This is a genomic window from Stutzerimonas stutzeri (assembly GCF_024448715.1).
In the GTDB taxonomy this organism is placed as follows: Bacteria; Pseudomonadota; Gammaproteobacteria; order Pseudomonadales; family Pseudomonadaceae; genus Stutzerimonas; species Stutzerimonas stutzeri_AR.
In genome coordinates this window covers 168045-182107 of the sequence record NZ_JAMOHZ010000005.1, presented here as the reverse complement: position 1 = coordinate 182107, position 14063 = coordinate 168045, and the positions used below count along the sequence as shown (strand labels likewise).

Annotated in this window: 8 protein-coding genes; 4 read left to right on the top strand and 4 right to left on the bottom strand. The window is 61.5% G+C overall.

Annotated elements, in window-relative coordinates; genetic code table 11:
- Positions 1 to 660: 660 nt before the first annotated feature.
- Positions 661 to 1929, bottom strand: a complete 1269-nt coding sequence (locus NAV33_RS12780) for a ribonucleotide-diphosphate reductase subunit beta (RefSeq protein WP_255980571.1) — start codon at positions 1927 to 1929, stop codon at positions 661 to 663.
- Between the two features lie 531 nt (positions 1930 to 2460).
- The gene (locus NAV33_RS12775) at positions 2461 to 5352 is read right to left on the bottom strand and encodes a ribonucleoside-diphosphate reductase subunit alpha (RefSeq protein WP_255980569.1); all 2892 of its coding nucleotides are present in this window, start codon (positions 5350 to 5352) and stop codon (positions 2461 to 2463) included.
- Positions 5353 to 6157: 805 nt separating this feature from the next.
- Between NAV33_RS12775 and NAV33_RS12770 the strand changes: the two genes are divergently transcribed.
- Together NAV33_RS12770 and NAV33_RS12765 are read left to right on the top strand one after the other, a co-directional pair.
- Entirely contained in the window at positions 6158 to 6880 is a 723-nt protein-coding gene (locus NAV33_RS12770) for a winged helix-turn-helix domain-containing protein (protein WP_255981051.1), read from the top strand.
- Positions 6877 to 8478, top strand: coding sequence for an ATP-binding protein (locus tag NAV33_RS12765; protein ID WP_255980567.1), 1602 nt, complete (start codon positions 6877 to 6879; stop codon positions 8476 to 8478). The genes NAV33_RS12770 and NAV33_RS12765 overlap by 4 nt, the downstream gene beginning before the upstream one ends.
- Positions 8479 to 8547: 69 nt before the next feature.
- Here the strand turns inward: NAV33_RS12765 and NAV33_RS12760 are convergent, their stop codons facing one another.
- The gene (locus NAV33_RS12760) at positions 8548 to 9261 is read right to left on the bottom strand and encodes a 4'-phosphopantetheinyl transferase family protein (RefSeq protein ID WP_255980565.1); all 714 of its coding nucleotides are present in this window, start codon (positions 9259 to 9261) and stop codon (positions 8548 to 8550) included.
- Positions 9262 to 9428: 167 nt separating this feature from the next.
- Entirely contained in the window at positions 9429 to 10331 is a 903-nt protein-coding gene (locus NAV33_RS12755; RefSeq protein ID WP_255980563.1) for an HTH-type transcriptional regulator ArgP, read from the bottom strand.
- 123 nt (positions 10332 to 10454) lie between these two features.
- Here NAV33_RS12755 and NAV33_RS12750 point away from each other — a divergent pair, with 123 nt between their 5' ends.
- Positions 10455 to 11081, top strand: coding sequence for a trimeric intracellular cation channel family protein (locus NAV33_RS12750; protein WP_255980561.1), 627 nt, complete (start codon positions 10455 to 10457; stop codon positions 11079 to 11081).
- 140 nt (positions 11082 to 11221) lie between these two features.
- Positions 11222 to 13975: a response regulator gene (locus tag NAV33_RS12745; protein WP_255980559.1), complete on the top strand. Its 2754-nt coding sequence runs from the start codon at positions 11222 to 11224 to the stop codon at positions 13973 to 13975.
- Positions 13976 to 14063 lie beyond the last annotated feature (88 nt).

Sequence of the window (14063 nt, the reverse complement as noted above, 5' to 3'; positions counted from 1 at the left end):
GGCCATAAGTCAACGCGCATGACGCAAGGCCTACCGCTCCGCCGGCAGTGCTATTACCGCGCCCACAAGATCATGCTTGTTGCTCTCCCAACACAATATTGGCCGAAATGTCCGGCCTCCATTTTCGTTTGCGTATTCAAAAAGCATACGTGGAGGCGATCACCAGAGCGCTTTATCGAGTAGTCATAACCAACGCGAAAGAAGCCTCGGTCAGCTCCGAACGATGTGTTGATTGCTTTCGCCAAAGCAAGAGCTAGGCGGGGCGCAATCTCAGCACTGGTAGCTCCAGCTTAAAAACAGCTGTTCCATAGAAGTCTAGGAACGAAATAACCTACTAGAGCTCGCCAAACCGGCCCCATTACCGGGGCGTTCTTACGCACTCCGGGCCAGAAGCAGTCAGTCTGAAGTACCATAACTGGATGCGCCAAAGCGGTAGACAGGGTGCTATTGCCAAAACCGCAAAAAACATAGTGATTGGCGTCAGCTACAGGAGAGCATATCGCACTCCTTTAGGCGCAATGGTCGTGCTGCGCCGCTCACGACCCTACGCGGAACGCCGCTGCCTTTTAGCATGACAACGGCTTTGCGCTGTTTTGGTGCGTCGTTTCAACATTCAGTGAAAAAATTTCAGTGCTCGTTGAAAACCTACGATTTGGAAGCTCAATCCCAGCTCAGCGCCCCACCCGTCTGATACTCAATAACCCGCGTCTCAAAGAAGTTCTTCTCCTTCTTGAGGTCCATGATCTCGCTCATCCACGGGAACGGGTTGGTGGTGCCCGGGTACTCTTCCTTCAACCCAATCTGCGTCAGGCGGCGGTTGGCGATGAATTTGAGGTAGTCCTCCATCATCGAGGCGTTCATGCCGAGGACGCCGCGGGGCATGGTGTCGCGGGCGTATTCGATTTCCAGCTGCGTACCCTGAAGGATCATCTGGGTCGCTTCGTCCTTCATGGCGGCGTCCCACAGGTGTGGGTTTTCGATCTTGATCTGGTTGATCACGTCGATGCCGAAGTTCAGGTGCATAGACTCGTCGCGCAGGATGTATTGGAACTGCTCGGCGGTGCCGGTCATCTTGTTGCGGCGGCCCATGGAGAGGATCTGGGTGAAGCCGCAGTAGAAGAAGATGCCTTCCAGTACGCAGTAGTAGGCGATGAGGTTGCGCAGGAATTCTTTGTCGGTCTCGACGGTGCCGGTGGTGAACTCGGGGTTGGAGATCGAACGGGTGTACTTGAGGCCCCAGGAGGCTTTCTTCGCGACGCTCGGGATCTCGTGGTACATGTTGAAGATCTCGCCTTCATCCATGCCCAGCGATTCGATGCAGTACTGGTAGGCGTGGGTGTGGATCGCCTCTTCGAAGGCCTGGCGCAGGATGTACTGGCGGCACTCGGGGTTGGTGATCAGGCGGTACACGGCCAGGACGAGGTTGTTGGCGACCAGGCTGTCGGCGGTGGAGAAGAAGCCGAGGTTGCGCATGACGATGCGGCGTTCGTCTTCGCTGAGGCCGTCCTTGCTCTTCCACAGGGCGATGTCGGCGTTCATGTTCACTTCCTGCGGCATCCAGTGGTTGGCGCAACCATCCAGATACTTCTGCCAGGCCCAGTCGTACTTGAAGGGTACGAGCTGGTTGAGGTCAGCGCGGGCGTTGATCATCTGCTTGTCGCCGACGTGAACGCGGGCGGAGGCGCCTTCGAGGTCGTCCAGGCCTTCCTGGATGTCGAGGTCGTCCAAGGCCTTCTTGGCGCGGGCGATAGCAGCGGAGTCGTCAGAGGCAACGGCGCGGGCTTCTTCGACGGAGCCAGCGGCGTCCTGGTCGAGTTTGGCCGGTGCTTCGGTTGTGGCGACAGCGGCTTGGGCGGCGGCCGGCGTGGCGACGCCCGGCGTGGCGGTGGCGGTGGTTTCTTCTTCGTCGAATTCGTCCCAGCTCAGCATGGCGGTTTCTCCTGATTGGGGACCGGTGTGGCCGGTCGGAAGTGTTTTGGGCTTTTGGTTTGTGCGCAAAAGCGGGTGTTTGGGTTGGGGAGGGTGGTGGTGCCCTGCGCCCTTTGTGTTCTGTATCGGGTCGGGGGTTGGGCCCGGCCTTTGTGTTGTCTGGTGGGCTTGCCCCTCACCCTAGCCCTCTCCCCGGAGGGGCGAGGGGACTGGATTTGAGGTGGCCTCGGGCTATGCGTTAACTCGGCTGGGGAGTTGGCGGATAGCGCTTCGCGAGCAAGCTCGCTCCTACAAATTGGTCCGGTCCGCGCAGGCGTCCCGACTAGTTTTCGCGAACAAGGACTAGGCGCCCCCTCGCTCCTACGAAAAGCGCGCTTTTCAGCATCCATGCGGTGTGAGCGCGAAGCTGAGCGAGGCAGCGCTAGGCGTCTGCCAAGTCGGAGCCCCTGAGCGTACGCATGTACGTGATGGGGGCCGGCTTGGCGGACAATAACGCGCGGTCCGCTCAGATTCGTGCGTCAGCCAAACACCTTATTGGCAGGCTTCGCAGTCTGGTTCGTCGATTGCACACGCCTTTGGTACCGGTGCCGGGCCGGCGGACAGTTCCGGTGCTGGCGCAGCTTTCGCCGGGGCGGCGCTGGCTCCGCTGTTGCCACCGCTGGACACGGCGTTGAGCTTGCCGGTATTGACGGTGGACTTCTCGGTGCTGGTCGCGGCCAAGGCACGGAGGTAGTAGGTAGTTTTCAGGCCGCGGTACCAGGCCATGCGGTAGGTTACGTCGAGCTTCTTGCCGCTGGCGCCGGCGATGTACAGGTTCAGCGACTGGGCCTGGTCGATCCACTTCTGGCGGCGGCTGGCGGCGTCGACGATCCACTTGGTTTCCACTTCGAAGGCGGTCGCGTAGAGGTCTTTCAACTCCTGCGGGATGCGCTCGATCTGCTGTACCGAACCATCGTAGTACTTGAGGTCGTTGATCATCACCGAGTCCCACAGGTCGCGTGCCTTGAGGTCGCGCACCAGGTAGGGGTTGATCACCGTGAATTCGCCGGAGAGGTTCGATTTCACGTACAGGTTCTGGTAGGTCGGCTCGATGGACTGCGATACGCCGGTGATGTTGGCGATGGTCGCGGTCGGCGCAATGGCCATGATGTTCGAGTTGCGGATGCCGTTCTTGACGCGGGCACGGACCGGCGCCCAGTCCAGGGACTCGGTCAGGTCGACGTCGATGTACTTCTGGCCACGCGCTTCGATGAGGATCTGCTGCGAGTCCAGCGGCAGGATGCCCTGGCTCCACAACGAACCCTGGAAGGTTTCGTAGGCGCCGCGCTCGTCGGCCAGGTCACAGGAGGCCTGAATGGCGAAGTAGCTGACCGCTTCCATGGACTTGTCGGCGAAGTCGATGGCGGCATCGGAACCGTAGGGGATGTGCTGCAGGTACAGCGCGTCCTGGAAGCCCATGATGCCCAGGCCCACAGGGCGATGCTTGAGGTTGGAGTTGCGCGCCTGCGGCACCGAGTAGTAGTTGATGTCGATGACGTTATCGAGCATCCGCACGGCGGTGCGCACGGTGCGCTCCAGCTTGGCGGTGTCGAGCTTGCCGTCGACGATGTGGCGCGGCAGGTTGATCGAGCCCAGGTTGCAGACGGCGATCTCGTCCTTGTTGGTGTTCAGCGTGATCTCGGTGCAGAGGTTGGAGCTGTGCACCACGCCGACGTGCTGTTGCGGGCTGCGCAGGTTGCACGGGTCCTTGAAGGTCAGCCATGGGTGGCCGGTTTCGAACAGCATGGAGAGCATCTTGCGCCACAGGTCTTTGGCCTGCAGGGTCTTGTAGTTCTTGATCTTGCCGTATTCGATCAGGGCTTCGTAGTACTCGTAGCGCTCCTCGAAGGCCTTGCCGGTCAGGTCGTGCAGGTCGGGTACTTCGCTCGGCGAGAACAGGGTCCACTTGCCGTCGTCGAAGACGCGCTTCATGAACAGGTCCGGAATCCAGTTGGCGGTGTTCATGTCGTGGGTACGGCGACGGTCGTCACCGGTGTTCTTGCGCAGCTCGAGGAATTCCTCGATGTCCAGGTGCCAGGTTTCGAGATACGCGCAGACAGCGCCCTTGCGCTTGCCGCCCTGGTTGACCGCGACGGCGGTGTCGTTGACCACTTTCAGGAAGGGCACGACGCCCTGGGATTTGCCGTTGGTGCCCTTGATGTAGGCGCCCAGTGCACGCACCGGCGTCCAATCGTTGCCCAGACCGCCGGCGAACTTGGAGAGCAGGGCGTTATCGCGGATGGCGTCGTAGATGCCGCCCAGGTCGTCCGGCACGGTGGTCAGGTAGCATGATGACAGCTGCGGACGCAGGGTGCCGGCGTTGAACAGGGTTGGTGTGGAGGCCATGTAGTCGAAGGACGACAGCAGGTTGTAGAACTCGATAGCGCGGGCTTCGCGCTGTTCTTCCTCGATGGCCAGGCCCATGGCGACGCGCATGAAGAAGATCTGCGGCAGCTCGAACCGCACGCCATCCTTGTGGATGAAGTAACGGTCGTAGAGGGTCTGCAGGCCAAGGTAGGTGAACTGCTGGTCCTGCTCGTGGTTGATCGCGGCGCCCAGCTTGGCCAGGTCGAATTCCTTCAGGCGCGGGTCGAGCAGCTCGAACTCCACACCTTTGGTCACATAAGCGGGAAGCGCCTTCGCGTAGAGGTCAGCCATCTCGTGGTGAGTGGCGGATTCGGCGACTTCCAGGAAGCTCAGGGCCTCAGCGCGCAGGGTGTCCATCAGCAGGCGGGCGGTGACGTAGGAGTAGTTCGGCTCACGCTCGACCAGGGTCCGGGCGGTCATCACCAGAGCGGTGTTGACGTCGGTCTGCTCGACGCCGTCGTAGAGGTTCTTCAGAGTTTCTTTCTGGATCAGCGCGCCATCGACTTCTTCGAGGCCTTCGCAGGCTTCGGTGATGATGGTGTTCAGGCGGCCCAGGTCCAGCGGCGCCATGCTGCCGTCGGCACGCTTGATGCGGATGCTCGGGTGGGCATCAACCGGTGCGTCGACCGCGCCGCGCTTGCGCTCCTGGCTACGGGATTCACGGTAGATCACGTAGTCGCGGGCGACTTTCTGCTCGCCGGAACGCATCAGGGCCAATTCGACCTGGTCCTGGATTTCTTCGATATGGATGGTGCCACCGGAGGGCATGCGGCGCTTGAAGGTGGCAGTGACCTGCTCGGTCAGGCGCTGCACGGTGTCGTGGATGCGCGACGAGGCGGCGGCATTGCCACCTTCCACTGCGAGAAACGCCTTGGTGATGGCGACGGTGATCTTGTCATCGGTGTAGGGGACGACTGTACCGTTGCGCTTGATCACGCGCAGCTGGCCCGGCGCGGTGGCGGCCAGGTCTAGCGTGCTGTCGGCGTGGGGGTTCTCGCGAATGGACTCGTTCTGCATGGGATCTCCGGATTCTCTCTGTCTCTAACGCGTTAGGTGTCAGGCCTGCTTTATGAGCGGCCTTCTTCTCGAATTTGCATGTCTCGTGTTGCATGAACCATGCCCCGGCGAACCGGCCCATGGGGTAACTCAAAACTGGAAACGATCCGGCACCAGGGGTGGCGAATCGAATGTTCCGAAGCATAGTCAGGCGTTGTGAAGATCACAACCTCAAAACACAACATGTAGTGTGATGCGCTTGGCGTGTGCGCTACTGCTGGGCGTAAACAAAATCAACGTTGGGCTCCGCAAGTTCGGGGCCTGCGGCATCGATCTTCGCGCTCGGGTGCGGGCGCGAGGCGGTCAAAAATCAGAGCGAACTATTTTGCTTGCTTTATTCGGCATTTGTGTCTGCTTGGCTGTTCACACCCAACATATGGGGTTGAAACGGCAAGGAGTGACACGATAGTGCCGCTTCTGGTCCGGCGCAAGGTGCCAGAAATGAATAACCTGTGGATAACGTGTGAGTGGGTTGTGGGTTAAAGCGTGGCTCCTGCATGCAAGCCGCGCCATCGCGGGGCTGCGCTGTAGCCGGACGAAATACGGGGTTGAGAACACCGTTTCAGACGCTTGGCGCTCCGAAACGCAAACACTATATGTGGTGTTTTGTCAAAGGCGTCAAAAGGCCTTCTGGCAGCACTTTTTCTGACACCTGAACAGCCGCGGCTATGGTTGCGTTTGAAGCGAAAAAGTCGCGGTCGCAACCGCTGCCATCTCGCCTCGGCGTAACGCTACAATGCGGCCGATGGTCTGGGGAGGGCGCATGGTGGATCAAGAGTCGTGGAACATCCTGATTGTCGAAGATGACCAGCGGTTGGCCGAGCTGACCCGCGAGTATCTCGAAGGTAATGGCATGCAGGTGTCGATCGAAGCGGACGGCGCCCTGGCTGCCGAGCGCATCGTGAATGAGCGGCCCGATCTGGTGGTGCTCGATCTGATGTTGCCGGGTGAGGACGGGCTGACTATCTGCCGCAAAGTGCGCCATCGCTACGATGGCCCGATTCTGATGCTTACCGCCCGCGCCGATGATCTCGATCAGGTGCTGGGGCTGGAAATCGGTGCCGACGACTACGTGTGCAAACCGGTGCGTCCACGCCTGCTGTTGGCACGGATTCGTGCACTGCTGCGTCGGCGTGAAGGCGCGGAGCCGGCCCCGGCGTCCAACGGCAAGCGTTTGCAGTACGGCCCGCTGGTGGTCGATAACGCGCTGCGCGAGGCCTGGTTGCGCGGCGAAGGCATCGAGCTGACCGGAGCGGAGTTCGACCTGCTCTGGCTGTTGACCTCCAATCCAGGACGAATCATGTCCCGCGAGCAGATCTTTTCCGAATTGCGCGGCATCGAATACGACGGCCAGGACCGTTCCATCGATGTGCGTATTTCGCGCATTCGCCCCAAGATCGGTGACGACCCTGAGCATCCACGGCTGATCAAGACCGTGCGTGGCAAAGGCTATCTATTTGTATCCGAAGCGGCTGAAGCGCTGCAGTGAATTCGGTCTTCCTGCGCATCTATGGCGGCGTGCTCGCCGTGTTGGTACTGGTTGGACTGCTGGGGGCCGGTGGCCTGCAACTGCTTAACGAGGTGCGCGCCGACCACCATCGCGAGGCGCTGGCCGCGGGCACGTTCCGCCTGATGGCGCACAACATGCAAAGCATGACGCCCATCGAGCGCCGCCAGGCTGCGAATCTCTGGGGTCGTCTGCTAGGCATCCCGCTGCGGGTGCGTACGCTGGAAGACGTCAGTCTGGAGAGCCGCCTGGAAACCCGTTTGTTGCGCGGCCAGGTGCTGGTCGAGCCGATGCGTCCGCATCGCGTCACGATATTTTCCCTGGTCAGCGCCACCGACCGTCTGGTGCTCACCGGCGAGGTCGAGCAGATCAGCGAACAGCTGGCACGCGCGACTATCTATCTGCTGATCGATGAGCTGATCCGCTATCCCGAGGACGAGCAACCCCAGCGTCTTGCTGAATTGAAAGAAGCCCGCGGCTTCGGCTATGCGCTGGAGCTGCTCACCCGTGACAGTGCCAGCCTCGATGACGATCAGCGCCGCCGCCTCGACGAAGGCGACACGGTCATGGCGCTGGACAAGGGTGGTGACGCCATCCGCGTGTTCGCCGCGGTTTCCGGAACGTCCTGGATCATGTCGCTGGGCCCGCTGCATCAGCTGAACCCTTACCCACCGCAGCTGCTGATCGTGATCGGCGTGCTCGGGCTGACGCTAATCGGGCTCACTGTCTATCTGCTGGTGCGCCAGCTCGAACAGCGCGTGCGGGAAGTGGAAAGCGCCGCCACGCGTATCGCCGGTGGCAATCTGGAAACGCGCGTGCCGGCCGCTGGCACCGATTCGGTGGGGCGGTTGGCGAAGGCATTCAACGGCATGGCCAGTCACCTGCAGCGCTTGTTGGCGGTACAGCGGGAGATGGTCAGCGCGGTGGCGCATGAGCTGCGCACGCCAGTGGCGCGTCTGCGGTTCGGGCTGGAAATGGCGGCCGAGGCGCAAACGCCCGAGGCGCGGACCAAATATCTTGAAGGCATGGACGGCGATATCGATGACCTCGACCGGCTCGTGGATGAAATGCTGGTCTATACCCGTCTTGAACGCGGCTCGCCTGAGTTGACCTTCCAAATGGTCGATCTTGGCGCGCTGGTCGATCAGGTGATCGGTGAACTGGCACCGCTGCGCGCAGACGTGCGGGTCGAGCGTGGCGCTTGCGTGCCGGCTTCCGGCGAAAGTTGCCTGGTGGAGGCCGAGCCGCATTATCTACGACGTGCGTTGAGTAATTTGGTCACCAACGCCATGCGCCACGCTGAAACGCGGGTGCAGGTGAGCTTCATCATCGACTCCGAGCGCGCGCAGCTGAGCGTCGATGATGACGGGCCGGGCGTGCCGGAAGAGGCTTGGGAGAAAGTTTTCGCGCCCTTCCTGCGTTTGGACGACAGCCGCACCCGCGCTTCGGGCGGTCATGGGCTGGGGCTTTCCATCGTGCGGCGAATCACTTACTGGCACGGCGGGCGCTCGCAGATCGGCCATAGCGAGTTGGGCGGCGCGCGCTTCAGTCTGGTCTGGCCGCGAAAGCAGACGGGGTAGTTGAAAGGTTGGGTTAGCCGTGACGAGGGGAAGGGGCGCGCATTTTTTCGCGCGAACGACTGCGCCTAATCAGGCCGGAATGCTGACCAGACTCAGCAGATAGTCGTCGAACTGAACGAATTGGCCGTCCAGCTCGGCGCCGGCCTTCCATTCTTCCGAAAGATCATTGAGCAGGCGTAGGCGAGCGTGGCCGTCACCGTCGTGGTAGATCAATTCCGCTTCCTGATAATAAAAGCGCTTATTCACCAGCGGGTAGAGCGCCTTGAACAGGCTCTCCTTGATCGAGAAGGTCAGGGTAACCCGCAGCGCTCGCTGTGCGTCAGGCAGCTCGGCGTAGCCTTCCAGCTCCCGTGGCGTGAGGATCTCGGCGGCCAGCCGATCGGCCCGTGTGATGGGTAGTAGCTTTTCCACATCCAGCCCCAGCCCGCGCCACTGTTCGCTTCGCGCCGCCACCGCCGCGGCCCAGCCGGCGCCGTGGGTGATGGAGCCTACTACGCCTTGAGGCCAGCAAGGCGAACGGTCCTCAGCAACGGCGGGAATGCCTGGCACACCGGTAACCCGACGCAGTGCTTCGTGGGCGCAAATCCGGCCGGCGAGGAATTCGGTCTGGCGCTTGCTCACTGCTGTCATCGCAGGAATGCCCCAGCGGCTGAAGTCGTCAGGATCGAGCAGGGTGGGATCGAAACGGGTGCTGAGCAAGTGCACGCCGGGAAGGGCACGCGGCAGTGGCCAATGATCGAGCAAAGGCGAGCAGCAGGCGGGGTGCTGAGGTCGAGAATTCATGGTGCGCTAGTGTGCCTCAACTGCCAGTCCTGAGGTTCGTGATCGCCATGCTCTTTTCGCGAGCAAGCTCGCTCCTACGGGTGCTCCGGCTTAGTACCGGACAGCTTTTGTAGGAGCGAGCTTGCTCGCGAACCAGGGCACGCTGGCGGGGCGACTGCATCGGCGCGCTACGCCCCCTCCGGTCGTGCGAGGATCTTCGGCGCGGCTTCGATGATTTGGCGCGACAGATTTTCCATTCGTGGCGATTGGACTTTCCAGGTATGCCAGTACAGCGCGATATCCAGCGGCGCATCTTCCGCCAGATCGACCACAGCGCCCTGCGCCAGGGCGTCGTCCAACAGCAGTTCCGGCACCATGCCGTAACCCAGGCCATAGCGGATCGCGCTGAAATGCGGCTCGGCACCAGGTACGTAATGGCAAGGATAGGCGCCTTCCGGCAGGCCCAACTGGCGCAGCAGGAAGGATGAGGTGAGGCTGTCCTTGCGGGTGTATGCGACTACCGGAGCCTTGCGCGCGGCGTTGCGGGTGAGGCCGTTAGCGAAGTGCCGCTGGCGAAACTCCGTCGAGGCCACCAGGCGATAGCGCATGCTGCCCAGCGGGCTGGCGGTGCAGCCGCGCATGGGGTTGGGCTCGGTGCTGATGCAGCCGATCGCCAGTCCGGTTTCCAGCAGGCTGTAGGTGTGGTCCTGATCTTCGACGGTCAGGTCCAGCAGCACGCGTTCGCGCATCAGCACCTCGGACAGAGCCGGGAAGAACCATGTGCCGAGGCTGTCGGCATTGAGTGCGGCAACCACCACCAGCGGCGCATCGCTGCGTTCGGCCAGATCCGCTATCAGGTCGGCTTCGAGCAAAGTTGCCCGCTTGAGATATTGCAACAGTCGCTGACCGGTCTCGGTGGGGCGGCAGGGCCGGCTACGCACCACCAGCGCGTTGCCCAACGCACTTTCCAGGGCGCGTACCCGCTGCGAAATAGCAGGGGGCGTCAGGTGCAGACGCAACGCTGCCTGCTCGAAGCTGCCGGTCTTGATGACAGCGCGAAAGGCTTCGGTCTGTTTGGGGTCGAGATTCAAGAGACGGCGCTCCGATTAAGGAAATATTTGTATAGCCTAAATTTACTTAGCCACAACGATTAAGCCGGAGTCTGCCCCATAATCGCGCGCCTTTCATCGTCCCGCCCAGCTTGGAGTCGCGCCGTGACCTTGTTGCACATTATCTATCTGATCGCGATTACGGCTGAAGCCATGTCCGGCGCCATCATGGGCATGCGTCGCGGTATGGATCTGTTCGGCATCTGCCTGCTAGGCACGGTGACCGCACTCGGCGGCGGCACGGCGCGCGACGTGTTGCTGGGGCATTACCCGGTGGGCTGGATCGCCAACCCGGAATACCTTGGATTCACCATTGGCGCGGCCATTGTTACCGCCATGGTCGCGCGGCATATGCACCATCTACGGCAGGTGTTTCTGCTGGTCGATGGTCTGGGCTTGGTGGCGTTCACCGTGATCGGCTGCGGCGTGGCGATGAAGATGGGCGCGCATGCCTCGATCGTGGTGCTGGCCGGCGTGATCACCGGTGTGTTCGGCGGATTGCTGCGCGACATCCTCTGCAACGAGGTGCCGATGGTGCTGCAACGCGAGCTGTATGCGACGGTGGCGCTGTTCACGGGTGTGCTCTATGTCGCGCTGCTCTGGTTGGGTGTCGGCAATTCCATCGCCTCGCTCGCCACACTCTGTGCCGGCTTCCTGTTCCGTGTGCTGGCGATGACCTTCCATTGGAAACTTCCCGATTTTCAGGAGCGGAATATCCGCGGTCTGGACTGATTGTCCAACTGCCTGCCAGGGTCTGCCTGACGGATTGCTGATCGATCGTCAGCGCGCCCTGTCGCCGGGCGGCTCTGGCAGGCAGATTCCCGCACGCTGAGCCGCTACACTAGTCGCCTGGCAAACCGGGGAATGGATCCGTGCTTAAAGACCTAGGAATAAGGAGTCGTGTGCTGGCGCTGATACTGCTGCCCAGCACCGTGCTGGCCGTGGTGCTCGGCATCTATTTCACCTGGATGCAGCTGGCGGAGATGCGCCACCAACTCGACGAACGCGGCCAACTGATCGCCGAGCAGTTGGCGCCGCTGGCTGCACCGGCCATGGCCCAGGGCTACGACAAGCGTCTTCAGCGGATCCTCAAGCAGGTGCTGGATCAACATGATGTGCGCGCGGTATCCATCCTCGATATCGAGCGCAACCTGCAGGCCCATGCCGGGCCAAATATGATTACGCCCTCGCCACCGGCCGATCCCGAGGCGCTGACTCAGGTCAGCAGTGTCGACACCACGCGCATCCTGATGCCAGTGCTTGGCAAGCATCTCAACCTCGCCGAAGACAACCCGAACGACGATTTCCGCCAGATCGGCTGGCTGGAACTGGAGCTGTCGCATCAGGGCACGCTGTTGCGTGGCTATCGCAGTCTGTTCACCAGTCTGTTGCTGATCGGCGCCGGACTGATCATCACCGCATTGCTGGCATTGCGCATGAGCACCGCCATCAGCAAGCCGCTGCACAAGGTCAAGGTAGCGGTGGCTCAGCTCAAGGACGGCTATCTGGAAACTCGGCTGCCTCCGCTCGGCAGCCATGAAATGGATGAGGTGGCGGCGGGCATCAATCGTATGGCCGAGGCGCTGCTCAGCGCCCGCGAGGAGTTGCAACAGAGCATCGATCAGGCGACCGAGGACGTACAGCAGAACCTCGAAACCATCGAGATCCAGAACATCGAACTGGACTTGGCGCGTAAGGAGGCTCTAGAGGCCAGCCGGATCAAATCCGAGTTCCTGGCCAACATGAGCCATGAAATCCGCACGCCGCTCAACGGCATTCTCGGCTTTACCCATCTGCTGCAGAAAAGCGACCTGACGCCGCGTCAGCAGGATTACCTGTCGACCATCGAAAAGTCCGCCGACAGCCTGTTGGGAATCATCAACGAAATTCTCGATTTCTCGAAAATCGAGGCCGGCAAATTGGTGCTCGACAGTATTCCCTTCAATCTGCGCGACTTGATCGAAGACACTCTGACCATCCTCGGCCCGGCGGCTCATTCCAAACATCTGGAGCTGGTCAGCCTGGTGTATCGCGATACGCCGCTGTCGCTAGTCGGTGATCCGTTGCGACTCAAGCAGGTGCTGACCAATCTCGTCAGCAACGCCATCAAGTTCACCAATGAAGGCACTATCGTCGTTCGCGCCATGGTCGAGGACGAACGCTCCGATCGCGCCCAGTTGCGCATCAGCGTGCAGGACACCGGCATCGGCTTGACCGATCAGGACCTGCGTGCGCTGTTTCAGGCATTCAGCCAGGCGGACAATTCCCTGTCGCGCCAACCCGGAGGGACCGGGCTCGGGCTGGTGATCTCCAAACGCCTGATCGAACAAATGGGCGGCGAAATCGGCGTCGATAGCATTCCGGATGAGGGCTCCGAATTCTGGATCAGTCTGAGTCTGCCCAAGGCGCGCGACGATATCGAGGACCTGCCGCGCGCGGCCCTGCTGGGGCGCAAGATCGGCCTGCTCGAACAACACCCGTTGGCGCGCCAAGCATTGCAGCATCAATTGGAAGGTTGCGGTCTAGAGGTAGTGTCGTTCGAAACCCTGGATCAGTTGCAGGATGCTGTGGCGACCGCACGTACAGGCGATACGCCCATCGAAATCGCCGTGCTCGGCGTGTCCAGCCGCGAGATCGGACCGCAGCAGCTGTGCCAGCGCCTATGGGAGTTCGAGGGGCTGGGCTGCAAGTGCATCGTGCTCTGCCCGACCAGCGAGCAGGCGCAGTACCACGAGGCTTTACCCGAATCTCACACTCATACGCAGCTGCAGGGCAAGCCGGCCTGTACGCGCAAACTTCAGCGGGTCCTGCTCGATCTGCTGCGTCCACCTCAGGCATTGATCGAGAACATAGCGATGCCCGAGACCCGCCCGCCGCGCGTCCTTTGTGTCGACGACAATCCGGCCAACCTGTTGCTGCTCGAAACCCTGCTGACCGACATGGGGGGCGAGGCCGAAGCGGTGAGCAGCGGCAAGGAGGCGCTCGAGGCGGTCAAGCGTAAAGCCTTCGATCTGGTTTTCATGGACGTGCAGATGCCCGGCATGGATGGCCGCCAGACCACGGAGGCGATCCGTCAATGGGAAGTCGACAGCGGACAGCCACCGCTGCCGATCATCGCGCTCACCGCGCATGCGCTGTCCAACGAAAAGCGTTCGTTATTGCAGAGCGGCCTGGACGATTACCTGACCAAACCGATCAGCGAACGGCAGCTGGCGCAGGTGGTGCTGAAGTGGACCGGGCTGCCGCTGCTGCGCAGTTTCCTGGCGGCACCTGCCGAAGTGCCGTTACCGGAAAATAACCTCAAGGTGCTGGATGCGGAGGAGGGGTTACGTCTGGCTGCGGGCAAGGCCGATCTGGCGGCGGACATGATGAGCATGTTGCTGGCGTCCCTGGATGATGATCGGCGGGCGATCCGTGAAGCGCGCTTGGTCAACGATCAACAGGCGATGGTCGATCGCGTCCACCGACTGCACGGCGCTACCCGTTACTGCGGCGTTCCGCAGCTGCGGGCCGCCTGCGAGCGCAGCGAGACCTTGCTCAAGCAGAATCACCCGAGCGCCGCCCAGGCGTTGGACGAGTTGGACAGCGCCATCGAACGGTTGGAATACGAGGCTCGGGTCGTCTAGCGCAATGTCGTCCACGTTGAACACGTTCGCCCCGAGGTCGGGCCTCTCACAAAGGCCACAGCGCACACCGCGCCGTTTTTGTGGGAGG

Excerpts from the sequence above, each read along its gene's own strand:
- NAV33_RS12775 (WP_255980569.1), bottom strand. The coding sequence starts at position 5,352 with ATGCAGAACGAGTCCATTCGCGAGAACCCCCACGCCGACAGCACGCTA.
- NAV33_RS12780 (WP_255980571.1), bottom strand. The coding sequence starts at position 1,929 with ATGCTGAGCTGGGACGAATTCGACGAAGAAGAAACCACCGCCACCGCC.
- NAV33_RS12760 (WP_255980565.1), bottom strand. The coding sequence starts at position 9,261 with ATGAATTCTCGACCTCAGCACCCCGCCTGCTGCTCGCCTTTGCTCGAT.